The sequence below is a fragment of the Variovorax soli genome (assembly GCF_031454625.1).
GTDB lineage: Bacteria > Pseudomonadota > Gammaproteobacteria > Burkholderiales > Burkholderiaceae_C > Variovorax > Variovorax soli_A.
Window position 1 is genome coordinate 680,380 of sequence record NZ_JAVDRF010000001.1, and the last position, 23,635, is coordinate 704,014.

Genomic DNA, 23,635 nt, shown 5'->3' on the forward strand with positions numbered 1-23,635 from the left:
GGAGCCGCGGTTGCAGCGAAGGATCCAGCGTTATGGCTGGGACCTGGCAGCCGCCGGCTACCAGGCGCTCTGGCAGGCGCAACTGGCGCCCGCGCACCGGGCCCTGATGGCGCTCGCGTCGCCCCAGCCGCAGGAGCAGGTGCTCGACGTGGCCTGCGGCACCGGCCTGGTCGCGCTGGCGGCGGCCGAGCGGGTGGGCCCGCGCGGCCATGTGCTCGGCACCGACATTTCCGATCGCATGGTCGATGCCGCGCGGCAGCGCGCCGCGCAACGGGGCGTGCACCAGCTCGGCTTCGCGCGCATGGATGCCGAACAGCTGGCACTGCCCGATGGCGGCTTCGACCTGGCGCTGTGCGCGCTCGGCCTCATGTATGTGCCCGATCCAGCCCTGGCCCTGCGCGAGCTGCGGCGCGTGCTGCGCCCGGGCGGCCGCGTGGGGCTGGCAGTCTGGGGCGAGCGGGCGCGCTGCGGCTGGTCAGCGCTGTTCCCCATCGTCGACGACGAGGTCCGCAGCGAGGTGTGCCCCCTGTTCTTCCGCCTGGGGCAGCAGGACGCGCTGGCCGGCCTGTGCGCCGAAGCCGGCTTCGAGCGCATCGCCCAGCAGCGCATCGCGAGCACGCTCTGCTATGCCGATGGCGAGGAGGCCTGCGGCGCGGCCTTCGCGGGAGGACCGGTCGCGCTGGCCTGGTCGCGCTTCGGCGAGGCGACCCGCGCGCGCGTGCAGGCCCGCTACCTGGCGGCCATCGAGCCCTGGCGCCAGGGCGGCGGCTACCGCATTCCCGGCGAGTTCGTCATCGTGGCGGGCGCGGTGCCGGCACATCCCTCCCGCTGAGGAAGGCGCCGCTCGCAGCGCGTGCACGGCCGGGCCGGGCCCTCGGCGCGAACGCGCGCGGCGAAGCGGCTCGATCGGGCAATGCCGTCTTGGGCGACACTGTCGGTTCCATGCAATCCGCTTCCGTCTCCGGCGCCATGCCGATTCCGCCGCTGCGGCGCCCCACGCTGCGCTTCATGCTCGCCCATCCCGCCCATCTGATCGCGCTGGGTTTCGGCGCCGGCCTCGCGCCGCGCGCACCCGGCACCGTGGGCACGCTGTGGGCCTGGGCCGCCTTCATGCTCATGCAGCGCTGGCTGTCCGCAGCCGCGATCGGATGGATCATCCTGGCCTCGCTGCCCATCGGCTGGTGGGCCTGCACCGTCACCGCCCGCCGCATGGCCATCACCGACCCCGGCGCCATCGTCTGGGACGAGGTCGTCGGCTTCTGGCTGGTGCTGTGGCTGGTGACGCCGGCCGGGCTGCTCGCGCAGCTCGTGGCCTTCGCCCTGTTCCGCCTGTTCGATGCCGCCAAGCCGGGGCCGGTGGCGTGGGCCGACCAGCTTTTCAAACAACGCCGGGCCACGCCTGCCACCCTGTCGTGGGGCGCGGCGGGCTTCGGCATCCTGTTCGACGACTTGGTAGCGGCCTTCTGCACGCTGCTGGTGATCGCGCTCTTTCGCGGCTGGTGAGGCTCATGAGCACCCCTTCACCCGCCCTCGAATTCGACACGCCCGCGCTGGTGCTCGAGCTGGCCGAGCTGCTGCAGCGCCAGGGCCGGATGATGGCCACGGCCGAGAGCTGCACCGGCGGGCTGATCGCGGGCGCCTGCACCGATCTGTCGGGCTCCAGCAACTGGTTCGAGCGCGGCTTCGTCACCTATTCGAATGCCGCCAAGACCGAGCTGCTGGGCGTCGACCCGGCGCTGATCGCGTCCGAGGGCGCCGTGAGCGAAGGGGTGGCGCGCGCCATGGTCGAAGGCGCGGTGGCGCACTCGCCGGCGCAGGTCGCCGTGGCGGTAACCGGCGTGGCCGGCCCGACCGGCGGCAGCGCCGAGAAACCGGTGGGCACCGTGTGGTTCGGCTGGTCGGTGGCGGGCCGCGTGCGCACCGAGCGCCGCCGCTTCGATGGCGACCGGGCGGCCGTGCGGGCGGCCACGGTGCACCATGCCTTGCAGACGCTCGTCACGCTGTTGCGCGCGCCCTGAGGAGCCTGCGCGGCTCCCGGCTCGGCTACGATCGCCGCCCATGCGCAACGAAGACACCATCCAGCGCCTTTACGAGGCTTTCGCCAGGCTCGATGGCGGCACCATGGCTGCCTGCTATGCGCCGGAGGCGCGCTTCGACGACGAGGCCTTCTCCCTGAAGAGCGGCCGCGAGGTCGGCGCCATGTGGAAGATGCTGTGCGAGGCCACGCGCGCCAAGGGCGCCGATGTCTGGAAGCTCAGCTGGCGCGACATCCGGGCCGATGGCGCCACGGGCCGCGCCCACTGGGACGCGCACTACCGCTTCAGCACCACCGGCCGCATCGTCGACAACGCCGTTGACTCCGAGTTCGCATTCACGCCCGAGGGCCTGATCGCCACCCAGCGCGACCGCTTCGACTTCTGGGCCTGGTCGCGCCAGGCGCTGGGTCCGCCGGGCGTCTTGATGGGATGGACGCCCATGCTGAAGAACAAGGTGCGCGCCGGCGCCGCCGAAAACCTGGCCGCCTACATGGCGCGCACGACATGACCATTCTCATCACCAACCATCCCGAGAAGCACCGCTACGAGGCCACCATCGACGGCCAGCTCGCCGGCTTCTGCGAATACAACCTGCTGCAGAACGCGGTGATGTTCACCCACACCGAGGTGCTGCCCGCCTTCGAGGGCCAGGGCGTGGGCTCGGCGCTGGCGCGGCATGTGCTGGACGAGGCGCGCACGCAGGGCATGCCGGTCATCCCGGTCTGTCAGTTCATCGCCGGCTACATCCGCAAGCACCGCGAGTACATGGACCTGGTGCGGCCGGAAACGCAGCGCGCCTTCAAGATCTAGCGGCCACCGCGCCGGCCGGCGCCGGCAGCCAGGCGAAGGCCGCACAGCCCGCCACCAGCAGCGCGGCGATAGCCGCCAGCACGGCGCTGTAGGCGTCGAAGCCTCGCGACTGCGCCACCGAGGCCGCCATGCCGGTGAGCCACTGCATCAATGCCACGCCGAGGAACATGGCCATGGTGAACACCGCCATGGCGCGGCCGGTGAGGGCGGCCGGGTAAGCCACCCTCACATCGGCGTACTCCCAGACGATGAAGCCCGACAGCAGGCCGATCAGGATGGCACAGCCGATGTCGAGCCAGGCCGCGTGGAAGATGCCGATGACGGCGAACAGCATCGCATAGACCGCGCAGCAGGCCACGATGCGCCGCCGCCGCGCCGGTCCGTCCCGGTCCAGCCGGCCGAACAGCGGCGGCCCGAACAGCGAGACGATCGAGACGACCAGCGCCACGTTGCCGCTCTGCACCAGCGAGTAGCCGTAGCGCTCCACCAGCAGCGGCCCCAGCCACAGTCCGCGCAGCGAGATGAAGGCGGCATAGGTCACGGCGCCGAGCAGCAGGATGCCCGGCGTGTGCGGCATGGCGAACAGCGCGCCGAACTGGCGCAGCGCGGCGGGCAGCGATTCCTTCGGCCGCGCCTCGTCGCGCGCGGGCTCGCGCACCCACAGCAGGATGCAGAGCCACGCCAGCGCCGAAGCCGCGGCCAGCACCGCGAAGCCCATGCGCCAGGAGCGGGCCTCGACCAGCCACGCGAGCGGGGTGCCGGTCAGCAGCATGCCCAGGCCGCCGATGCCCAGCACCAGCCCCGAGACCGACGCGAAGCGCGCCGCCGGGAAATGCCGCGCGATGAACACCGTGCACACCAGGAAGGCCGGCGCGCAGCCGACGCCGATCAGCACCTGGCCCGTGATCAGCAGCGGAAAGCGGGTCGACAGCGCGGACAGCAGCGCGCCCGCGATCGCCAGCGGGAAGGCCGTGAGCACCGTGCGCCGCACGCCGTGCAGGTCGATGCCGATGCCCATGAAGAGCTGCATGGCGCCGAAGGCGAAGTGAAAGGCGCCCGAGAACAGGCCCAGGGCCTGCGCCGAGAGGCCGAACTCCGCCTGCAGCGGCCCGGCCATGATCGCGCCCACCGTGCGATAGGCCTGGCTCAGCGCGAAGGCGGTGCACAAGGTCAGCACCATGGCCCAGGCGCTGCGCGCCGGGAGCGTCGCGCTCACCTCAGGCCGCCCCGTGGCATTTCTTGAATTTCTTTCCGCTGCCGCACGGGCAGGGATCGTTGCGCCCGGGCTTCGCTTCCTTGCGCACGGTCTCCACCCGCGGTCCCTGGCTGCGCCAGAGCCGGCGCAGGTCGTACACCGCCCAGATGGCATCGCCGAAATCGTCCACCCGCTGCTGGCTGACGCTGGGCGGGCCGTCCTCGCTGTACATCGAGAGCGTGGGCTTGCCGCGGTCGTCCTCGGTCAGGGCGACGATGGCGTCCAGCGCCTCGTCGAGGATGGCTGCAGCTTCCTTGTCGCGCGGCGGAGTCCATTCCTCGGGCCAGTTCTCCACCGCGTACATGAAGCCCAGCGCCCAGACCTGGGCGAAGGAGGGGACGTCCTCGCCGTCGATCTCCGCGCGCTCTTCCTCGGGCAGGGCCGCGACGGCGCCGCGCGTGTCCAAGACCTCCGGCTGCCAGGCGCGCTCGTCGTCGAGCGACTGCACCTCGGCGTCGAGGCCTTCTTCCGTCTCGCGCCAGCGCCGCTTCCAGCGCCAGACGAATTCCATGTGCTGCGCCGGCACGAAGCTCTCGCCCAGCAGCACCGGCCAGTACTCGGCCGGCTCGACACGCCGGCGCATGCACACCAGCGCCGCCATGAAGCCTTCGCAGAACTCCCATTGCGGGATCTCTTCGTCGTGTTCGCGCATGGCGTCGAGCGCCTGGTCGAGGGCGTCGAAATCGTCGGGGCCGAGGGGAGAGTGGTCAGGGGAGGGGTCGGGGATCGTGGTCATGGCAATGCGGCGGCAGCCCTCTATGATGCAGCAAAGCCCCCGGGAGACCCGTCATTTCAGCACCCCAGCCTTCGTTGCATTCGACGCGCCATGGCGCCTTCGCGGTCCGCGTGCGCGGCTTCGCCGCCAGCCTGGGCGCGGCATCCGGGCGGTCTCTTTCCAGCCCGCCGAGCTTGCAGCCCCTTGCCTTCGGACCCGAACAGGCAGCCCTGGCGCCATGAACCCTGTCAGACGCGGCACGCGCGTGCAGGCGCGCAAAAGCCTGGCCTCGGCGCCGGCGCCCCTGGAGGCCAACCCGCAGCCGCTGGAGCCCGGCGACTACGCGGAATTCCTGCGCACCATGCTTCCGCAGCAGCAGAAGGCGGTGGCCAGCCACCGGCTCGGCAGCGAACGCGTCTGGCTCAAGAAGGCCGGTCCGCCGCACGGCAAGCTGGGCTACCACCTGATGGCCATCGTGGCCGGCCTGCTGCGGCTGGACGTGCTGACGCCGGTGCCCAATCCGGGCGGCGAGGCCGCCATCGCCACCGAGGCGCGCCGCCTGCGCGCCCTGGGCGCCGCCGGCCTGCGCGTGCCGGCAGTGCTGGCCCAGCAGCCGGATGGCCTGCTGATCTCCGACCTGGGCGAAAGCGGCCGGCCGCCCATCGTGCTGCAGGAGCGGCTGGACCACGCCGCGGCCGCCGGGCCGAGCGCCTTGCTCGCGGTGTGGCGCGAGGGCCTGGACGCCATCGCCAACGTCCATGCGCACGGTACCTACCTGAGCCAGGCCTTCGACCGTAATCTGGTGCAGTGTCCCGACGGCAGGATCGGCTACATCGATTTCGAGGACGACCCGGGCGAGACCCTGCCGCTGGCCGAATGCCAGGTGCGCGACTGGCTCAGCTACCTGCACTCCACCGCGATGCTGGTGCGCGCCGCCTCGTCGCAGGCGGCCGGCGTGCATTGGCATGCGGCGCTGGCGGAGGCCGACGACGAGGTGCGCGAGCGCCTGGCGCTGGCGGCGCGGCGCATGCGCTGGCTGCGGCATCTGCCGTCCGGGCGGCGCTGGGGGCGGGACACGCAGCGCTCGCGCGCAGTGGCACGGCTGCTGTGGCGGTGGCATTGCAGCGACACGCCGCCGCCGCCCACGCGGCAATAGCAAGCGTTACCCACCGGGGACTGCGACCTCCACGCCCAGACGCGCGAGCGGCCCGCGCATCTCGAGCAGTGCGCGGTCCTTGCTGAGCAGGCGTGCGCGCTGCGCCACCGCGAGGTCGACGAAGACCTGGTCATCGGGATCGCGGCACAAGCAGGGCGCGCGGGCCGGCGCTTCGTCCACCGGCAGCACGCGTCGGTCGAAGGCCGCGAGCACGAGCGCCACATCGCGGCCGTTGCGCGCGAGGCGCGCGGCGACCAGCGGATAGCGCAGCACGCGCGCCAGCTCCTCGCGCATCGCGGCCGTGGCGATCCATTGCAGTTCGCCAAGGTCGAGCGCGGCGAGCAGCGCCGCGCAGCCCGGGTCGTCGAAGACCAGCAGATCGAGGGCGATGTTGGTGTCGATGACGATGCGCATGGACGGCGATGCTAAGCCGCTCCCTGCTCAGAAGCCCCGCAGGTCGTCGACCGGCAGCGCGAGCTTGGCGCCGGTGATGCGCTCCAGCGTGCGCGTCATGAGCGCGATGTCGTTGTCGAAGCTGCCGTGCGTCGCCGCCTGCAGCACCGGCTCGCCATCGGCACCGAGCGCGACCTCGATGCGCGGGTTCTCGATGCGCCGGGTGCGGAGCTCGAGTTTCGAGGCCTTCGCGGCCTGGCGCCAGAGCGACAGTGCCTCGCCGGTGTCGGAGGAGCCGTCCCAGCCCGAATAGCCCTCGTCGTTGATGCGGTCCAGGCCGAGGATCGGCGTATGCAGATCGGCCTCCAGCGCATTGGAGACCAGGTACAGCAGCGACTTGCGGTAGATCGGCCCCACGGTGTCCCGGCGCTCGATCTCGTCGGTGAGTACTTCCAGGTGCAGGCGCTCCATCATGGCCGCGTCGCCCGCGAAGTGGCGGTTCGCGAAGGCGACGGAGCACGCCGGCGCGTGAAGGTTGACCGAAGCGATGCGGTCGCCGAGTCCCCCGTCGCGGCCGGCGCGCTTGCGTGCGGCCACCGCTGCGAGCAGGTGGCCGATGGCGATCGAGCCGGCCGAATGGCCGACCAGGTGCAGCTCGAACTGCGCGCCCCAGTTGCTGCACAGCGCCTGCATCGCGTCCAGCAGCAGGTCGCCGCCACGCCGATCGGCGAAGGCCAGGCCGGCGTTCTCTTTCATCTCGCTCCACAGAGGCCGCGCCGCCGGTCGCCCGATGCTCTTCTCGACCAGCAGGTCGGTCCGCTCGGTGACCCCTTCGCCGAAGCCGGCGCGCGCCGGCTCGCGGCGGAAGGCATCGGCGATCAGGTCCATGACCGATTCGAGGAAGCCCGTCTTCCACACCAGGAACAGCGGATAGCAGCCATTGCCGGTGAAGTACCGGCCCATGGCGCTGGCGCGCTGGATCGCTTCGTCTTCGCTGTTGAGGCCGCCGTGCACGTAGAGCACCAGGCGCTTGCGCGGCGCCGCCTGCCTGCGGAACCAGTCGTCCGGCAGCACGCAGGCCTGCTGCTGCAGCTTGCGGGGCGGTTCGTCTTCGGTCAGGTAGCGGCTCACGCGGCCGTCGTTGCCCAGCACCACGCTGTGCTGATAGGCCAGGCCCGTGTCCCACCACTGGCTGCGGTCGGCGCCGGTCAGGCCGGCGGTACCGCTGCCGCCCACCGCCAGCCGGCCGGCGATCACGCCAGGCACGCCCAGCGAGACCACCCAGGCGTCCATCGCATGGGCCAGCCAGTCCAGGTAGCCCAGCACCGCGAAGCCGCCGGCGCCCCAGTGCTTGCCCCAGGAGTTCTGCAGGATGAAGCCCTGCGCGTTGAAGCCGATGAGGGCGAAGGCATGGCCGTCGGTCTCCGAGCGCCGGCCGTCGAAGGCGATCAGCGGCAGCTCGGCATGGCTCTTCGGCGCCGGCATGATCGGCACCGCGTCCCAGCCCGGGTGCGTGTAGGCCGAGACGAAGACCGCGCGGTGCTGCGCGATCGCGGCCTGCACATCGGTGATCGAGCGGGTGTCGATGCGGTAGTAGACGCCCAGCGTGTTCTGCGCCGCGCGGGTGGCGTAGCCGTAGGTGGCGGGGTTGGCCTTCTCGGGCAGGTAGGGCCAGTCGGGCTCCAGGCAGACGCCGTGGTTGAACCAGCCCTTGAGCGCACCGCGGCAGCTCGAGCCCTCGTAGTTCTCGCCCTCGTACTCGTCGTGCCGGCGCGCGAGCGTGTAGAGCATGCGCGGGCTCACCGATTCCATCTTCGGCGGCAGGCCGGCCTTGACCCAGCGCAGGTAGTTGACGACGCAGCTGAGGCCGAAGCCGGTGCAGGCGCCCTCCCGCCCCTGGTCCAGGATGAGGCCGGCCCGGGTGTAGGCCGGCAGGTATTGGCGCACCTCCTCCTGCGGGGGGAACTCGTCGGGCAGGCTGATCGCGCTCGGCTGGAAAAGGCGGTCGCGCAGGTCGGCCGCATCCTTGCGCGTGCGAGAGACGGTGGAGCGGCGCGAAGCCGGCGCTTCGGCGGCCGCTGCGCGACGGGCGCCGGCTGCGCCCGCGCGCGCGCCGGGCCACACCGCGGCGGCGCGTTCGAACACGTCCTTGAAGCGATCGAGGCCGTGCGCGCCGCCGTTGACCAGCTTTCGGGCCTGCGCGAAGTCGCCGGCGCCGATCGCCTGGCGGAACCGCGTGGCTTTGTCCGAGAGGTAGAGCGCGAGCAGCACGGCCGCAACCTCCGGCGCATTGGCCCGGTCCGGCGCAGTGTCGAGCGGCACGCCGATCCGCTGGCCATAGCGCGTGTAGTTGTCCTTGCCGGTCAGTTGCACGAAGCCGCGGCCGCGGTAGCGCTCGCCGTCGCCCGGCCGGCTGTTGCCGAGCGTGGCACGCGTGTCGTACAGGCTGAAGGGCGCGCCGCCCGGCGGCGTGTTGAACTTGGAGGGCGCCTCCGCGATCGGCACGAAGCCTTCGGTCTCGGCGCGGATGGTGCCCAGGGCGCCCAGGACCATCGGCCGATCCGTGAGTTCGGCAACACCGAGCGCCGCCTCGATGTAGGGCAGGTAGCGCGCGATGTTGGCCGGCTTGGTGGCGGGGAACAGCCGGCTCACGTGGCCGACGTCGAGCGTGAGCTCGAACTTGCCCGCGTCGATGGCAATCAGGTCCAGCAGCAGCTGGCAGCGCGGCCCGACCACGCCGTCGCCGATCAGGCCGACGCCGGCTTGCCAGCGGCGGATCGCGCCGTCGAAGTCCTCGTCGATCGGCGTGCCGGACGCCTGGAGAGAGGGAAACAGCGTGGCGTCTTCGCCCAGTGCCTTGGCAAGCGCGCGGCGCAGCCGCTCCACGTCGTCGCTGGCGCTTCCCTTGCTCATCAGGATGTGCATGGCTGCTCCTCGGGCGGCGGTGGGGTCCGCCGCGCGACGCATGGTGCGGCGCGCGCGGGGTGCTGTCCATCCGCCGAATCGGCTAGACCGTGGGGCCTTGCCCCTCCGGGCAGGGCGTGCATTGCGGCAGGGATGTCGTGCGCAGCGTCTAGGATCGGTACTGGCGCGGCCCTTGCATGGGCCGCTGACGGTCCATCATCTAGCGGGGATTGCGATCCATGAAACCTGTTTCCGAACTGCTCAAGCGCCGCAACTCGTCGGTCTGGCGCATCGAGCCCGGCGCCACCATGTTCGACGCGCTGGAGGCGCTGGCCAGCCACGAGGTTGGCGCGCTGATGGTGATGTCGCACGACAAGCTGGTCGGCGTGATCTCCGAGCGCGACTACACGCGCAAGGTGGCGCTGCAGGGGCGCAACTCGAAGGAGGTGCTCGTCGCCGAGCTGATGACGCCCGACGTGCTGACCGTGACGCCTTCCACCCGCACGCGCGAGTGCATGACGCTGATGAGCCAGAAGCGCATTCGCCACCTGCCGGTGGTGGAGGGCGACCGCGTGGTGGGCATGATCTCGATCCGCGACCTGATGGACGACATCATCGCGGACCACGAACAGACCATCGAGCAGCTGCGCAGCTACATCCAGAGCTGAGAAGGCGTGAGCGAACCCGCCGTCGAACTGGTCTGGCCGGCGCGCGAATACCTTCCCGGCTATGTCGCGGCGCTCGAGCGCGGCTGGTCACCCAACAACCTGCGGCCCGAGGCCGGATTCGAAGAGCTGGCGCAGATCCGAGCCAACCCCGCGCGCTTCCTCGAAGGCCTGGTCGACCGCGAGGCCAAGGGCTCGCCGGTCGCCCTGCCCGACGGCACCATCGTGCCTCGCCTGCCGGGCTATCGCCGCTGGATCTGGGATGGCGAGCTCTGCGGCAGCATTTCCCTGCGCTGGCAGCGCGGCAGCAACGCTTTGCCTGCGTATTGCCTGGGCCACATCGGCTACGGCGTGGTGCCGTGGAAGAGCGGCCGCGGCGTCGCCACCCAGGCGCTGCGGCTGATGCTGGACGAGGCCCGCACGGAGGGCCTGGCCTATGTCGAGATCACCACCAGCCCCGACAACCTGGCCTCGCAGCGGGTGATCGGCGCCAACGGCGGGGTGCTCCTGGAAGCGTTCGTCAAGATGCCCGAGCTGGGCGGCACGCCCGAGCTGCGCTTCCGCATCGATCTCTGAGGGGCGCGCGCTCCCTTCTGCGCGCGTGTCTTCTTCAGCGTTGCGGGGCCTGTGCCGGCTGCTGCGACAGCAGGAAGAGCCGGATGCGCCGGCAGGGCCACAGGCCGCTGCGGTCCAGCGACTGCGCCTGGTCCAGCGCGCTCTCTTTCTCGTTCGGGTGGGGCGATGAAGTCGCCCGTTCACGCGTGTGAGCGGGCGGATGGGCATTCGTCCGTTGGCACATGACAAGGCTCCTTCCTGCTGAAGGGCCGCGCGACATGAACGGCAAGCCGGGCTGCGACCGCGCGAGTCGATGAGGGCATGCATCGATCGCCGCACACTTCAGCGATGGACACGAACCGGGAGAGGGGAGGGAGTCGCTTGCCGGAAACAACAAGCGTCACGCTGCGGCGGCTTCGGCGCGCAGCGCGGAGAACTGCGCTACTGGGGTGCCGAATGTGCCGCACCTGCCCAGGTACGCATCACATCACTGATCCAACTGGCACTGTCCACGCACGGGGCTCCGAAGTAAAAGATGCGGGATTGTTGCCAAGCAGCATGACCCGGTCAACCGGGGGCGCGCGTTCCCCTGCAAGTTGTGTGCTTTAAGCCACCGTCCGGCTGCGCGCCGAGCCCGCCACCATGTCGAAGCGGAACAGCCGGCATTCGATCGGCCCGTTCCACATCGGCACACGGCGCGTTTCCTTGAGCCGCATGCGCCGGGGCAGCTGCAGGTCGGGCGTGAGCACCCAGGCGGTCCAGCCGGCGTAGTGCTTCTTCCAGTGGCTCGCGAGCTGAACGAAGAACTCGCCGCCGTCCTCGGTGTGCGCCTCTTCGCGGCTGCCGCGGCCGCGCGCGACGCCACCGACCTCGATGCGCTCGCCATAGGGCGGGTTGAGCATGATCACGCCGGACTCGGCCGGCGGCATGCGCTGCAGCGCATCGCCGCCGCGCAACTGCACCGCGCCCGCCACGCCCGCGCGCTCGGCATTGCGCTCGGCAAAGTCGACCATGCGGTGCGACACGTCGGAGCCGAAGATCGCGGCGGCCGGGGCCGCCTTCACCGCAGCCTGTGCCTCGGCCTTGAGGCCCTGCCACACGTGGGACTGGAAGGGCAGCAGCTTCTCGAAGCCGAAGCGCCGCTGCGCGCCCGGCGCGATGCCCTGCGCCAGCTGCGCGGCCTCGATGACGATGGTGCCGCTGCCGCAGCAAGGGTCGTAGAGCGGCACCGGCGAGACCTCGCCGCGCTCCGGATTCCACCAGCCGCTGGCGGCCAGCATCGCGGCGGCCAGCGTCTCCTTCAGCGGCGCGTCGCCCTTGTCCTGGCGCCAGCCGCGCTTGAAGAGCGGCTCGCCGGAACTGTCGATGTAGAGGGTGCAGCGTTCGGCGTCGAGGTGCGCGAAGACGCGGGCGTCGGGCCACTGGCTCTCGACGCTCGGTCGCACGCCGTTCGCCTTGGCGCGGAACCGGTCGGCGATCGCGTCCTTGATGCGAAGGGTCGCGAAGTTGAGGCTCTTGAGCGGGCTGTGCTGTGCCGTGGTCTCGATCTTGAAGGTGTTCTTCGGCGTGAACCAGAGCTCCCAGGCCACGCCGCCGGCGATGTCGTAGAGGTCGTGCTCGCTGCGATAGGGCGCCTGGGCCAGCTCGATCAGCACGCGCTGCGCGAGGCGGCTGTGCAGGTTGAGCTTGAGCGCTTCGCGCCAGTCGGCGCGCACGCGCACGCCGCCGCGCAGCACCAGGAGTTCGTCGCCGGCGCGGCCGGTCAGTGCATGCACTTCCTGGGCAAGGAAGTCCTCCACGCCGGCGGCGCAGGGCAGGAAAAGGGAAAGATCGTTCATGGCGGGGGTTGCCGGCCAGTATCCCATGGGCCTCCTACCGCGTTTGCGCTATGGCCGCACCCGACCCCGGTGGGAAAATCCCCGGGTCGCGTTGCCACAGGGGGCTGCCATGACCACCAGCGTGCTGATCGTCGAAGACACACCCGAGTTCATGCGCCGCTTCTCGGACGCGGTGCTGGCCGACCCGGGCCTCGCCCTCGCCGGCGTGGTCGGCACCGGGCGCGCGGCGATCGCGATGCTGGACGCCCAGCCGCCCGACGTGATGCTGGTCGATCTGGGCCTGCCCGACATCGACGGCGTGGAGGTGATCCGCCACGCGGCGCGCCACCATCCGCAGTGCGACGTGCTGGTGGTCACCATGTTCGGCGACGACCAGCACGTGGTGGCCTCGATCGAAGCCGGCGCCACCGGCTACCTCCTGAAGGACGCGGGCGCGGGGCCCATCGCCGCCAGCATCCACGAGCTGCGCGCCGGCGGCTCGCCCATCAGCCCCAGCATCGCGCGGCGCGTGCTGGCGCGTTTTCGGATCGGCGCCGCGCCCGCGGTGGCCGCTCAGCCGGTGCCCAAGGATGCCGCCCCCTCACCGTTGACGGAGCGCGAGACGGAGATCCTGCGCCTGGCGGCCAAGGGCCTGAGCTTCGAGACCATCGGCGAGCTGACCGATATTTCGCCGCACACGGTGGTGGCGCATGTGAAGAAGATCTACCGCAAACTGGCCGTGCACTCGCGCGGCGAGGCGGTCTACGAAGCGAGCCAGATGGGGCTGCTGTGATGGGTGGCCCCGGCGCACGGGCAGCCGGGCTTGCGCTGGTGGTGTTGGTCCTGGTTTGTCTCGCCGGTAGCGCGCGAGCGGCGCTGCAGTCGCCGCGGCAGGCCGGCGTGCTCGCGGCGCCGGCGGTCGAGCGCACGCCCCCGCCGCCCGGCGCCCCCTGGCAGCCCGTGACGCTGCCCGACGACGCGGGCTATTCGCGTCCGGCGCTCGCGCGGGCGCCGGCCTGGTACCGCATCGGCTTCGAGGAGCCGGGTGACCCGTTGCGCCAGCCGCAATGGGCCGTCTACGTGCCCTACTTCTACGACGGCGGCGAGATCTGGCTCAACGGCAGCCTGATCGGCAGCGTGGCGGAGCGCAGCGCGGCGGTCCATGCGCGCACCTACCGGCCGCAGACGGTGCTGCTGCCCGCCTCGCTGCTGCGCCCTGGCCACAACGAGCTGGCGATCCGCGCCGGGGCGCCGAGCGACTATCCGCTGCGCTTCCCGCAGCTCGCCATCGGCCCGCGCGACGAGATCGAGCCGCTGCACAACCGGCGCCTGTTCTGGGTGCGAACGGTGCCCGAGCTCACGGTCGTGGTGTCCGTGCTGGTCGCCGGCTTCGTCGCCTTCATCTGGTGGCGCCGCCCGAGCGAGTCGCTCTATGGCTTGTTCGGCCTGGCCGCCGTGCTGTGGGCGGTACGAACCTTGACCTTCCTGATCGATGCCCTCCCGATCGGCCTCTGGCAGTGGTGGCGCGTGTTCTACCAGTGCGCCACCGGCGGCTTCGTGATCGTGATGGCGGTGTTCACGCTGCACTACGCCGGGGTGCAGCGCCGATGGCTGGACCGGGGCCTGGTGGCCTACGCGCTGGTGGGGCCGCTGTGGTTCGCGCTGGGCGGTTTCGCGGCGGAGCCGGCCATCGCGCGCTGGTGGCTGGGCGGCATGGTGGGTGTGGGGCTGCTGATCATCGCCGTCGCAGTGCGCTATGCGCGGCGCCGCGGCACGCTGTCAGCGGCGGCGCTCTCGGCCGTCATGGCTTTCGCGGTGGGGGTGGGCATCCACGACTACCTCCTGACCTGGCACCCGCGCCTGCTCGGGCGCTTCTTCCCGGAATGGACCGGCCACCGCATCCACCTGCTGCACTACGGCTCCAACACCTTGCTGCTGGCCATGGGCGCGCTGCTGACGTCGCGCTTCCTGCGCACCCTGCATTCGCTGGAAGAGCTCAACCGCACGCTGGAGACGCGGGTGGCCGACCGCGAGCGCGCGCTGGCCGCCAACTACGCGCGCCTGGCCGCGCTGGAACGCGAGCATGCCGCCGCTGAGGAGCGCCAGCTGATCATGCGGGACCTGCACGACGGCCTGGGCTCGCAGCTCTTCACCTCGCTGTCGCGAGTGGAGCGCGGCGACATGGATGGGGGCCAGATCGCGGGCACGCTGCGCACCTGCATTGCCGACATGCGGCTGGCACTGGATGCCCTGGCCTCCGGCGAGCACGACCTGGGCGCGGCCCTGGGCGACTTCCGGTTCCGCTGGGAGGCGCAGCTGCTCGCGGCCGGCGTGCGCTCCGGCTGGGACATCGACCTGCCCGAGGGCGGGACGACGCTCTCGCCGCATACCGCGCTGCAGCTGCTGCGGGTGGCGCAGGAGGCGTTGACCAACGTGCTCAAGCACGCCCAGGCGACGCGCGTGGAGGTGCGCCTGCGCCGCGCCGGCGAGATGCTCGAGATGGAGATCGAGGACAACGGACGCGGCCTGGACCACGAGACGGGACGGCAGGGCGGCCACGGCCTGCACAACATGCGCTCGCGCGCCCAGCGGCTGGGCGGCACGCTGGCAATGCGCCCGGCGGCCGGCGGCGGCTGCTGCGTCGTGCTGCGCCTGCCGATGACGGCGCCCGCGGCGGCAGCAGCCTGAGCGCCGGCTCCCGCGATCGCGGGATGCCCGACGCGAATGCGGAATTCCTCACTGCGTGCTTCCTTTCTAGATTGGATCCACGCGCACGTCGCGCGTCTCGAGCCTCGATGAAGCAAGGAAGGAACCACCATGCAGCCGCATCCGCACACCGCCTTTGTCAACCGGCCGCCCCGCCGGCGCACCCGCATGCAGCAGTTGCTGCTCGGCTCCGTGGCGCTGGCGGTGGCGTTGCTCGCAGCGCTGGTCCTGCTCGGCGCCTGGCAGGCCGAGGCAAGCCATCCCCCCGCGCTCATGTTCGCCGTGCCCACGCTCACGTCCGCAGGCAGCGGGGACGCTTCGGTGCCGGCTGCGAGCGAGGTGCTGCGCAACGCCCCGTCGGTGCCGGACGAAGCGGTGAGCACCTTCTGAGGCTCGGCCAATGGGGCTGCGCGGAGGGCGATGCGGCGGCGCGCGTGGCCTTATGCTCTGCGCATGTCCGCCGAGCCGCTGAATCCCCAGGCTGCTGCCGCCCCGCGCGTTCCCGCCCGGCGCTACGGCGCGGTCGCGATGACGCTGCACTGGCTGCTCGCGCTGATGATCGTCGGCTCCTTCAGCATCGGCCTCTACATGACCGGGCTGCCTTTCTCGCCGCAGCAGCTCAAGCTCTTCAACTGGCACAAGTGGGCCGGCATCACCATCCTCGGGTTGAGCTCGCTGCGGCTGCTGTGGCGCCTGTCGCATCCGCCGCCGCCGCTGCCGGACTGCATCGTGGAGGCGATGCCGGGCTGGCAACTGGTGGCGCACCGCGGCACGCACCTGCTGCTCTACCTGCTGTTCTTCGCGGTGCCGTTGGCAGGCTGGGCCTACAGCTCGGCGCTGGGTTTTCCGATCGTCTGGTTCGGTGTTGTGCCGCTGCCGGACTTCGTGCCGGTGAACAAGGAATTCGCCGAGGCGGTGCTGAAGCCGCTGCACCAGGGCAGCGCCTTCACGCTGGGCGCCGTGGTGCTGCTGCACGCAGGCGCGGCGCTCAAGCATCACTTCATGGACCACGACGGCCTGCTGGATCGCATGTGGCCTCTCTCGCACCAGGGGCACGCCCGATGAGCCCACTTCACCGCATGTGGCATGCCCTGTGCGCGGCTGCGCTGACCCTCGCTTCGGCCGCAGCCATGGGGGGCGGCGCCGAGCCTGTAGCCCAGCTCGCACCGGGCCAAAGCCAGATCGGCTTCGTCAGCAAGCAGATGGGGGTGCCGGTCGAAGGCCAGTTCCGGAAGTTCGATGCCCAGATCGCCTTCGATCCGAAGAAGCCCGAGGGCGGCACCGCGGCACTGCAGATCGACATGGCCAGCGCGACGCTGGGCGTGCCGCAGAGCGATGCGGAGTTGCCCAAGGCGCCATGGTTCGACACCGCGCGCTTTCCCAAAGCCAGCTTCCAGTCCAGTGCGATCAAGAGCCTGGGCGGCGGCCGTTTCGACATCGCCGGGCGCTTGACGATCAAGGGCCAGACGCAGGAACTCGTGGTGCCCGTGACGATCACCCAGTCCGCAGACCGCTCGACCGCCACCGGAAGCTTCACGATCTCTCGCCTCGCCTTCAAGGTCGGCGAAGGCGAATGGGCCGACACCTCGATGGTCGGCGACGAAGTGCAGGTGCGCTTCAAGCTGGTCCTGACAGGCCTGCGTCCTCTTTGAACCTGCCATGCACGCATCCAACGCCATGCCCAAGCCCGTCCCATTGATCATCAAGTCCGTTGCCGCCGCCGCGCTCGTGGCCGCCGTCTCCCTGGCCGCCGCGCAGCAGGCGCCGGAGCTGCCCGCTTTGCCTGCCGGCGGGCCGGTCAAGGGCGCGAGCTACGTGGTCGACCCCACCCACACCTTCGTGATGTACGAGATGGGCCACTATGGCACCACCACCAACCGCGGCCGCTTCAGCACCAAGGACGGCACCATCAAGATCGACGGCTCGGGCCAGAGCGGCAAGATCGACATCACGATGGACATCAGCTCCATCAACACCGGCGTCGACCTGCTCAACCGCCATGTGCTCAGCAAGGACTTCTTCAACGTCGCCGAGTTTCCGGTCGCCCGCTTCGTGGCCGACAGGATCGACTTCAGCGGCGACAAGGTGACGGAGGTCGACGGCTCGCTGACGCTGATGGGCCAGACCAAGCCGGTCAAGCTCAAGGCCAGCCGCTTCGGCTGCTACCTGAGCCCGCTGATCAAGCGCCAGGTCTGCGGCGGCGACTTCGAGACCACGGTGGAGCGCAGCAACTGGGGCATCACCTGGGGCATTCCCTTCGGCTTCGAGGACCGGGTGCGGCTGCTGGTGCAGGTGGAGGCGGTGAACATCACGGGCGGGCCGAGCTGAGGCCCGGGGCGACGCAACTACAGCAGGCTCTCCGGCGCCAGCGGCGCCAGGATCTCCAGCATCATGCGGTCCCAGAAGGTCGAATCCGGTTCGCTGGTCAGCACCTGCTCGACGCCGCCCTCCTCGCTGACCCATTCGATGCGCTCGGTGCCCGGCGCGAAGCGCACCTTGTAGGCGCCCTGCTGCTTGAGGACTTCGATCAACTTGAGCACCTGCTGCGCCATTTCACGGCTGAAGATGATCAGCCCGATCTCGGTGTTGTGTATGTCGGAGCGCGGATCGAAGTTCATCGAGCCGACGAAGAGCGTGCGGCCGTCGATCACGGCCGACTTGGCGTGCAGGCGCCCTATCTGCGTGCCGAAGAGCCCCAGGCGAACGCTGCGCCGGGTGCGCTGCGAGCTCAGTTCGTAGATCTCGGCGCCCAGCTTGAGCATGTCCTTGCGGTAGCGGCGGTAGCCGGTGTGCACCATCGGCTCGTCGGTGGCGGCCAGCGAGTTGGTGACCACACTGATCTTCATGCCGCGCCCGTGCACCTCGCGCATCGCGTCGAGCCCGCCCTTGCCGGGGATCAGGTAGGGCGAGACGATGGTCACGTCGGAGCGCCCGCGGCGGATCTGCTCGATCACGTTGTAGCGCACGCTGTCGACATCCAGCAACGGGATGCCGCCGTAGCTCACCTGCTTGCCGATCACGCGCTCGGGCGCATCGGCGTAGGCCTCGGCCCGGGTCCAGATCAGGTCCAGCTTGCCGGCCTTGAGGTCTTCCACCATCGGGCTGTAGCCCAGCACGTCGTTGGGCGCGGGCGGGCGCGGAGCCGGCGTGGTCCGCGGGCCTGTCAGTTCCTCGAAGCGGCGCTGCCGCTCCTCGCGCGGCGCGCCGGAGGCGACCACGGTCTCGATCGGCCGTACGTACTCGCTGTTCCAGTACTGGTCGAACAGGCTCGCGAGCCGCGGCACCAGCGCGCCGGCGACGAAGGTGTCGAGGTCGATGAAGTTGGCGCCGGCCGTCTGCGTGAAGTACTCGTTGCCGATGTTGCGCCCGCCGGCCACCGCCATCGCGCCGTCGGCGATGAAAAGCTTGTTGTGCATGCGCCGGTTGACGCGGGTGAAGTCGAACAGCGAGGCCGAGAAGCGCCCGAGCATGCTGCCGCGCCCGGCCGGAAAGGGGTTGAAGAGCCGCAGCTCGACGTTCGGCGTCGCAGCCAGGGCGAGCAGCAGCTCGTCCTCGCCCGAGGTGTAGAGGTCGTCCATCAATACCCGAACACGCACGCCGCGCAAGGCCGCGTCGCGCAGCGCGCGCATCAGGTAGCGGCCGGTCTCGTCGTCGTGGATCTGGTAGTACTGCACGTCCAGCGTGCGCTCGGCGCGGCGCGCCAGCTCGAGCCGGGTGTTCAGGGCGAAGTCGCCGCCGGGCATGAGGCGAAAGCCGCTCAGGTCGGGGTCCGGCTGCGAGCTTTTCGCGATGCGGCCCAGGGTGGTGTTGGGGTCGAGCGGCACGGCCTTCGACGGCGTGCGCTCGAACTCGGGCGGAAGCATGGCGCAGCCGCTGGCGAGGAAGAGCACCGCCATCCATGCCAAGCCCAGACGCACCCAGTGCGGCCACAGGCTCGGGCGCAGGCGCATCGCTACAAGGCCTTTCGCAGGTTGGCGGGCGCGATGCGCAGCGCCTCGCGGTACTTGGCCACGGTGCGGCGCGCGCACTCGATGCCCTGCTCCTTGAGCATCTCGGAGACCTGGCTGTCCGACAGCGGCCGCTTCACGTCCTCGGCGCTCACGAACTGCTTGATCAGCGCACGCACCGCGGTGCTCGAGGCATTGCCGCCGGTCTCGGTGCCCAGGGCAGAGCCGAAGAAGTACTTGAGCTCGACGGTGCCATAGGGCGTGGACATGTACTTGGCGGTGGTCACGCGGCTGATGGTGGACTCGTGCAGGCCCAGCTCGTCGGCGATCTCGCGCAGCACCAGCGGTCGCATGGCGAGCTCGCCGTGGACGAAGTAGTTCTTCTGCCGCTCAACGATGGCATTGGAGACGCGCAGGATGGTGTCGAATCGCTGCTGGATGTTCTTGATGAACCAGCGCGCCTCCTGCAGCCGCTGCGACAGCGCCTGGCTGCCTTCGCCCTTGTGTGCCTTCAGCGCGCCGGCATAGATGTCGTGCACGCGCAGCCGCGGCATGACCTCGGGGTTGAGCATGACGCGGAAGCGGGCGCTGGTGCCCTGGCCGATGCGCGTGACGATCACGTCGGGGATGACCACGTTGCGCTCGACATCGACGAAGCGGCGTCCCGGCTTGGGCTCCAGGCGGGCGATCAGCTGAAGGGCGGAGCGCACCTCTTCTTCGTTGCTGCGGGCGAGCGTGGCCAGGCGCTTGAAGTCGCGCTTGGCGAGCAGCTCCATCGGCTGCTTGCAGATCGCGATCGCGGTCCGGCGCACCTGCGCTTCTTCTTCCGTCCGGTCCTCGTCCTGCTGCGCGCGCAGCTGGAGGGTGAGGCACTCGGCCAGGCTGCGCGCACCGACGCCGACCGGCTCCAGGCTCTGCAGCAGCCCCAGCGCGACCTGGAAGTGGTGCACCAGCTCGTCGAACTGGTCGTTGTCGTCACCGGCCAGGCCCGAGGCGAGGGCCGGCAACGAGTCCTCGAGGTAGCCGTCGTCATTGAGCGACTCGATCAGGAAGCGCAGCGCGGCGCGATCGTTCTCCTCCAGCCGCAGCGACAGTGCCTGGCGGTGCAGGAAGGACTGCAGCGATTCCTGGCTGCTGGCCAGCTCGGTCGCATCGGGCCGCTGGTCGTCGCCGAGATTGTTGCTGCGCGCAGGTGCATCGCCGCCCCATTCGCTGTCGTCCGGCGCCAGGTCGACCGAGCCGTCGCCTTCCCAGTCGGGCTCGCTGTCCGGACTTTCGGCGGGCGCCGCCGTCTCGCTCTCGGAAGAGGAGGCCGGCGCGCTGTCGGCAGAGGCCGGGGCGGCGCCCGCGACGAACTCGGCCTCGCCTTCGACCTGGCGGTCCTCGTCGCGCACCGGCGTATCAGCGGCCTCGAGCCCGAACTCCTCGCGCGGCGCTTCGTCGGCGGTGCGCTCCAGGAAAGGGTTCTCGTCGAGCATCTGCTCGACCTCCTGGCTCAGCTCGAGCGTCGACAGCTGCAGAAGCCGGATCGATTGCTGCAGCTGCGGCGTGAGCGCGAGGTGCTGCGAGACGCGCAGCGAGAGCCCTTGCTTCATGGGATGACAGGCCCTTACATTCGAAAATGCTCGCCCAGGTAGACGCGTCGCACCTCGGCGTTGTCGACGATCTCCGACGGCGTGCCTTGTGCCAGCACATGCCCGTCGCTGATGATGAACGCGTGATCGCAGATGCCCAGCGTCTCGCGCACGTTGTGGTCGGTGATGAGCACGCCGATGCCGCGCTCCTTCAGGAAGTTGATGATGCGCTGGATCTCGATCACTGCGATCGGGTCGATGCCTGCGAAGGGCTCGTCCAGCAGGATGAAGCGCGGCTGGGTGGCCAGCGCGCGCGCGATCTCGACGCGGCGGCGCTCGCCGCCCGACAGCGCCAGCGCCGGCGAATCGCGCAGGTGGTCGACGCGCAGGTCGTGCAGCAGCTCGGTCAGGCGTTCCTCGGTGCGCTGCTTCGACAGCGGCACCGGCCGTCCGTCGCCGTCGGGCTCGCGCTGCAGCTCGAGCACCGCGCGCACGTTCTCCTCCACCGTGAGCTTGCGGAAGATCGAGGCCTCCTGGGGCAGGTAGCTCAGGCCCATGCGCGAGCGGCGATGGATCGGCATGTGCGCGATCGGCACGCCGTCGATGCTGATCTCGCCGGCGTCGGCCCGCACCAGGCCGACGATCATGTAGAAGGAGGTGGTCTTTCCGGCGCCGTTGGGGCCCAGCAGGCCGACGACCTCGCCCTTTTCGACGCCCAGCGAGACGTCCTTGACCACCTTGCGGCTGCCGTAGCTCTTCTGCAGGCCGCGGGCTTCCAGGCGGCTGTTCTGGACTGGAGGGTGGCCATTGCGCATGCCGGCGTCCTCCGTCACTTGCGTTCTTCCCCGCCGAGGGTGGTGGTCGAGCGCAGGCCCGTGCCGCTCGCCGGTGCCGGCGCTGCGGCTGCAGGCGCCGGCCGGCTGCCGGGCGCGGGCGCCGAGGCCGCCGACTTGGGCGTCAGGATGGCTCGCACGCGCCCGCCCGGCGGCGCCGCCACGCCCGCGTTCGGCGGCAGCGAAGAGCCGTTGACGCTGAAGGTGTCGTTGCTCTGGTCGTAGACGATCAGCGGCCCGCTGCTCTCGTCGTTGACGGTCGCGCCGTAGAGCCGGCGCATCACCGCGCGGCGAATGAACTTCACGTTGTCGGCGCGGCTGTCGTACTCGATGACTTCCGACTCGCCCTCGATCCACTCGTCGGTGCCGGCGTCGCGCTTCTGCTTGTAATAGGCCAGCTTGCCGGGCGCCGCCGTGACAACGCCGTACTGGTAGCCCTCCGGGTCCTGCCGCACGTCGATGCGGGCGCCGCGGATGATGATCGTGCCCTTGGTCACCACCACGTTGCCGGTGAAGACGCTGGTCTGCTTGAGGTCGTCGTAGCGCATTGCGTCGGCTTCGATGTTCATGGGCTTGGTGCGGTCCGCCTTCTCGGCCTGCGCCAGCGGCGCCAGGACGGCCAGTACCAAGGCGAATACGAAAGCACGACAGTCAGGGCTGGAGCGAGTGGAGATAAGTGACGAAGTCATAAGGCACGAAACTTGCTGGAGGATTGTATGCGGCCTCATGGACCGGACTTCGGGCGCCCGGATGAAAAAGCCCGCCGAGGCGGGCTTCTGCGAGGGGGAGGGTGGGCGGCCTCAGGCGCTCTTGCGCGCTTCGCCGATCAGGTAATCGGTGATCTGCAGCGCGCGTTCCATGCTGCGGGCGAGGTCGCCGTCCACGTACCACCGCCCGGCGATGCCGATGGCTGGCACGCCGGCCACCTGGTAGGCGTCCTGCAACTGCTTGGCGCGCTGGATCTTGCTCGCCACGGTGAAGGACTTGTACTGCTCGGTGAACTTGGCCTTGTCGAGGCCGTTGGCCGCCGCCCAATCGATGATCTGCTGCTCGCCCGAGAGGTTCTGGCGCTGCTGGTGGATGGCGTTGAACACCTTGAGCTGGTATTCGTCCACCTTGCCCATGGCCTCCAGTGCGTAGTAGAGCTTCTGCTGCGGCTGAAAGCTGGCCTGGAAGGCGACCGGCACGCGCCTGAATGCCACGTGCGGCGGCAGCTTCTTGATCCAGGTCTCGAGCGCGGGCTCGAAGGCGTTGCAGTGCGGGCAGCTGTACCAGAAGAACTCGATCACCTCGACCTTGCCGGCCGGGGCGTCGACCGGCACGCGCTTGTCGAGCACCGCGTAGTCGGTGCCCGCCTTGGGCATCTGCTGCGCATGCGCAGGGGATACGAGAGGAAGCAGCCCCAGCGAGGTGGCGGCCAGCGAAAAGTCACGGCGTTTCATGTGTAAGGTTCTCCTGTGCGGCTGACAGAGCCCGCGATGCCGCCGGAGTTCCCGGAGACCGCGCGAGCGTGAATGGGGGAGAGCTCAGCGCTGCACGCGCACCAGGGCCGAGTCGAGGCCACCGCCGTCGAGTCGTTCCTTGAGCCGGTCGGCATCTTCCTTCTTGTTGAAAGGCCCCGCACGCACCCGGTAGACGGTGCGGCCGGCCTGCTCGCGCTCGGTGACCCGCGCCTCCACGCCCATCAGCGAGAGCCTGGCGCGCTGGGTCTCGGCATCCTCCGGAGTGCGGAAGGCGCCGGCCTGCACGAAGTACATGAAGGGATCGTTGGCATTGGGCGTTGCTGCGGCGGTCGCGGTGCCGGTGCCGCCGCCCGCGCGCGACCGCGCGAGATCGCCGATCGGATCGCTGGAAGGCGGCGAGGCGTTGGCTTCCGCCGGCACGGGGGGCGTGCGCGCGGTGCGCTGTTGTTGTTGCTGCTGCTGTTGCTGCGCGGTCGGCGGTACCACCACTGGCGCCGGCGCCGTCTGCGGGACGCCGGGTGCCGCGACGGGGGGCTGCGGCGCCGCGGGAGCGGCCGGTGGCTCCGGCGGACGCACGGCCCCGGCCTTGCCGGCCAAGGGGGCGTTGGGGTTCCAGTCGCGGTTCTTGCGCGCTTCGGCCTCGTCCTGTTCGGGGCCTCCGCGCTGGGTTTTGGTCATGAAGGGGATGGGCACCTTGGTCACATAGACCGCGATGCCCAGCGCCACGCCCAGGCCCAGCACCAGCCCGATGATCAGGCCGATGACGATGTTGCCGCGTTGTCGTCTTTGAGTCATGGTGAGGGTAG

At 70.3% G+C, this 23,635-nt stretch carries 26 protein-coding genes; 14 read left to right on the forward strand and 12 right to left on the reverse strand.

Annotation, left to right across the window (positions count from 1 at the left end; translation table 11 throughout):
* Nucleotides 1–10: 10 nt before the first annotated feature.
* From J2739_RS03285 to J2739_RS03305, 5 genes are all read left to right on the forward strand, one after another.
* Nucleotides 11–832, forward strand: coding sequence for a class I SAM-dependent methyltransferase (locus J2739_RS03285; RefSeq protein WP_309898470.1), 822 nt, complete (start codon nt 11–13; stop codon nt 830–832).
* A gap of 137 nt (nt 833–969) precedes the next feature.
* Complete coding sequence (locus J2739_RS03290; RefSeq protein ID WP_405053818.1) at nt 970–1,503, forward strand: phosphatidylglycerophosphatase A family protein; 534 nt, start codon at nt 970–972, stop codon at nt 1,501–1,503.
* A gap of 5 nt (nt 1,504–1,508) precedes the next feature.
* A complete protein-coding gene (locus J2739_RS03295) occupies nt 1,509–2,018 on the forward strand; it encodes a CinA family protein (RefSeq protein ID WP_309898474.1) in 510 nt (169 codons plus the stop codon).
* Between the two features lie 40 nt (nt 2,019–2,058).
* Nucleotides 2,059–2,544 carry a nuclear transport factor 2 family protein gene (locus J2739_RS03300; RefSeq protein ID WP_309898476.1) on the forward strand — a complete coding sequence of 162 codons (486 nt, stop codon included), beginning with the start codon at nt 2,059–2,061 and terminating at the stop codon, nt 2,542–2,544.
* On the forward strand, nt 2,541–2,846 hold the full coding sequence (locus tag J2739_RS03305; RefSeq protein ID WP_309898478.1) for a GNAT family N-acetyltransferase: 306 nt from the start codon (nt 2,541–2,543) through the stop codon (nt 2,844–2,846). Before J2739_RS03300 ends, J2739_RS03305 begins: the two co-directional genes overlap by 4 nt.
* On the opposite strand, the gene J2739_RS03310 is transcribed toward J2739_RS03305, so the two are convergent.
* A complete protein-coding gene (locus tag J2739_RS03310) occupies nt 2,836–4,026 on the reverse strand; it encodes an MFS transporter (RefSeq protein ID WP_309898709.1) in 1,191 nt (396 codons plus the stop codon). The two genes, J2739_RS03305 and J2739_RS03310, sit on opposite strands and share 11 nt — an antisense overlap.
* Before the next feature lie 37 nt (nt 4,027–4,063).
* On the reverse strand, nt 4,064–4,837 hold the full coding sequence (locus J2739_RS03315) for a UPF0149 family protein (protein WP_309898480.1): 774 nt from the start codon (nt 4,835–4,837) through the stop codon (nt 4,064–4,066).
* A 217-nt stretch (nt 4,838–5,054) separates the two neighbouring features.
* Here J2739_RS03315 and J2739_RS03320 point away from each other — a divergent pair, with 217 nt between their 5' ends.
* On the forward strand, nt 5,055–5,972 hold the full coding sequence (locus J2739_RS03320) for a BUD32 family EKC/KEOPS complex subunit (protein WP_309898482.1): 918 nt from the start codon (nt 5,055–5,057) through the stop codon (nt 5,970–5,972).
* A 6-nt stretch (nt 5,973–5,978) separates the two neighbouring features.
* Here the strand turns inward: J2739_RS03320 and J2739_RS03325 are convergent, their stop codons facing one another.
* A complete protein-coding gene (locus tag J2739_RS03325; RefSeq protein WP_309898484.1) occupies nt 5,979–6,386 on the reverse strand; it encodes a putative toxin-antitoxin system toxin component, PIN family in 408 nt (135 codons plus the stop codon).
* A gap of 27 nt (nt 6,387–6,413) precedes the next feature.
* Nucleotides 6,414–9,290: a peptidase C1 gene (locus J2739_RS03330; protein WP_309898486.1), complete on the reverse strand. Its 2,877-nt coding sequence runs from the start codon at nt 9,288–9,290 to the stop codon at nt 6,414–6,416.
* A 218-nt stretch (nt 9,291–9,508) separates the two neighbouring features.
* Here J2739_RS03330 and J2739_RS03335 point away from each other — a divergent pair, with 218 nt between their 5' ends.
* Together J2739_RS03335 and J2739_RS03340 are read left to right on the forward strand one after the other, a co-directional pair.
* Complete coding sequence (locus tag J2739_RS03335) at nt 9,509–9,937, forward strand: CBS domain-containing protein (protein WP_309898488.1); 429 nt, start codon at nt 9,509–9,511, stop codon at nt 9,935–9,937.
* Nucleotides 9,938–9,943: 6 nt separating this feature from the next.
* The gene (locus J2739_RS03340) at nt 9,944–10,510 is read left to right on the forward strand and encodes a GNAT family N-acetyltransferase (RefSeq protein WP_309898490.1); all 567 of its coding nucleotides are present in this window, start codon (nt 9,944–9,946) and stop codon (nt 10,508–10,510) included.
* A gap of 34 nt (nt 10,511–10,544) precedes the next feature.
* Here the strand turns inward: J2739_RS03340 and J2739_RS03345 are convergent, their stop codons facing one another.
* On the reverse strand, nt 10,545–10,733 hold the full coding sequence (locus J2739_RS03345; protein WP_309898492.1) for a hypothetical protein: 189 nt from the start codon (nt 10,731–10,733) through the stop codon (nt 10,545–10,547).
* Nucleotides 10,734–11,094: 361 nt separating this feature from the next.
* Complete coding sequence (locus tag J2739_RS03350) at nt 11,095–12,327, reverse strand: THUMP domain-containing class I SAM-dependent RNA methyltransferase (protein ID WP_309898494.1); 1,233 nt, start codon at nt 12,325–12,327, stop codon at nt 11,095–11,097.
* Between the two features lie 109 nt (nt 12,328–12,436).
* On the opposite strand from J2739_RS03350, the gene J2739_RS03355 reads away from it, so the two are divergent.
* The 6 genes from J2739_RS03355 to J2739_RS03380 all read left to right on the forward strand — a co-directional run bounded on the left by J2739_RS03355 (nt 12,437) and on the right by J2739_RS03380 (nt 17,340).
* Nucleotides 12,437–13,099, forward strand: coding sequence for a response regulator transcription factor (locus J2739_RS03355; RefSeq protein WP_309898496.1), 663 nt, complete (start codon nt 12,437–12,439; stop codon nt 13,097–13,099).
* Nucleotides 13,099–14,994: a sensor histidine kinase gene (locus tag J2739_RS03360; RefSeq protein WP_309898498.1), complete on the forward strand. Its 1,896-nt coding sequence runs from the start codon at nt 13,099–13,101 to the stop codon at nt 14,992–14,994. The genes J2739_RS03355 and J2739_RS03360 overlap by 1 nt, the downstream gene beginning before the upstream one ends.
* Before the next feature lie 129 nt (nt 14,995–15,123).
* Nucleotides 15,124–15,402 carry a hypothetical protein gene (locus tag J2739_RS03365; protein WP_309898500.1) on the forward strand — a complete coding sequence of 93 codons (279 nt, stop codon included), beginning with the start codon at nt 15,124–15,126 and terminating at the stop codon, nt 15,400–15,402.
* Between the two features lie 63 nt (nt 15,403–15,465).
* Complete coding sequence (locus J2739_RS03370) at nt 15,466–16,077, forward strand: cytochrome b (protein WP_309898502.1); 612 nt, start codon at nt 15,466–15,468, stop codon at nt 16,075–16,077.
* Nucleotides 16,074–16,664, forward strand: a complete 591-nt coding sequence (locus tag J2739_RS03375) for a YceI family protein (protein WP_405053812.1) — start codon at nt 16,074–16,076, stop codon at nt 16,662–16,664. Before J2739_RS03370 ends, J2739_RS03375 begins: the two co-directional genes overlap by 4 nt.
* A gap of 7 nt (nt 16,665–16,671) precedes the next feature.
* Nucleotides 16,672–17,340 (forward strand): YceI family protein, encoded by a 669-nt coding sequence (locus J2739_RS03380; protein ID WP_309898504.1) that lies wholly within the window; start codon nt 16,672–16,674, stop codon nt 17,338–17,340.
* A 17-nt stretch (nt 17,341–17,357) separates the two neighbouring features.
* On the opposite strand, the gene J2739_RS03385 is transcribed toward J2739_RS03380, so the two are convergent.
* From J2739_RS03385 to J2739_RS03410, 6 genes are all read right to left on the reverse strand, one after another.
* Entirely contained in the window at nt 17,358–18,908 is a 1,551-nt protein-coding gene (locus J2739_RS03385; protein ID WP_405053819.1) for a phospholipase D family protein, read from the reverse strand.
* Between the two features lie 56 nt (nt 18,909–18,964).
* On the reverse strand, nt 18,965–20,554 hold the full coding sequence (locus J2739_RS03390) for an RNA polymerase factor sigma-54 (RefSeq protein WP_309898508.1): 1,590 nt from the start codon (nt 20,552–20,554) through the stop codon (nt 18,965–18,967).
* Between the two features lie 14 nt (nt 20,555–20,568).
* Nucleotides 20,569–21,348: an LPS export ABC transporter ATP-binding protein gene (gene lptB, locus J2739_RS03395; protein WP_309898713.1), complete on the reverse strand. Its 780-nt coding sequence runs from the start codon at nt 21,346–21,348 to the stop codon at nt 20,569–20,571.
* A 14-nt stretch (nt 21,349–21,362) separates the two neighbouring features.
* A complete protein-coding gene (gene lptA / locus J2739_RS03400) occupies nt 21,363–22,055 on the reverse strand; it encodes a lipopolysaccharide transport periplasmic protein LptA (protein WP_309898510.1) in 693 nt (230 codons plus the stop codon).
* Between the two features lie 111 nt (nt 22,056–22,166).
* On the reverse strand, nt 22,167–22,808 hold the full coding sequence (locus tag J2739_RS03405) for a thiol:disulfide interchange protein DsbA/DsbL (protein ID WP_309898512.1): 642 nt from the start codon (nt 22,806–22,808) through the stop codon (nt 22,167–22,169).
* An 84-nt stretch (nt 22,809–22,892) separates the two neighbouring features.
* Entirely contained in the window at nt 22,893–23,624 is a 732-nt protein-coding gene (locus J2739_RS03410; protein ID WP_309898514.1) for an SPOR domain-containing protein, read from the reverse strand.
* Nucleotides 23,625–23,635 lie beyond the last annotated feature (11 nt).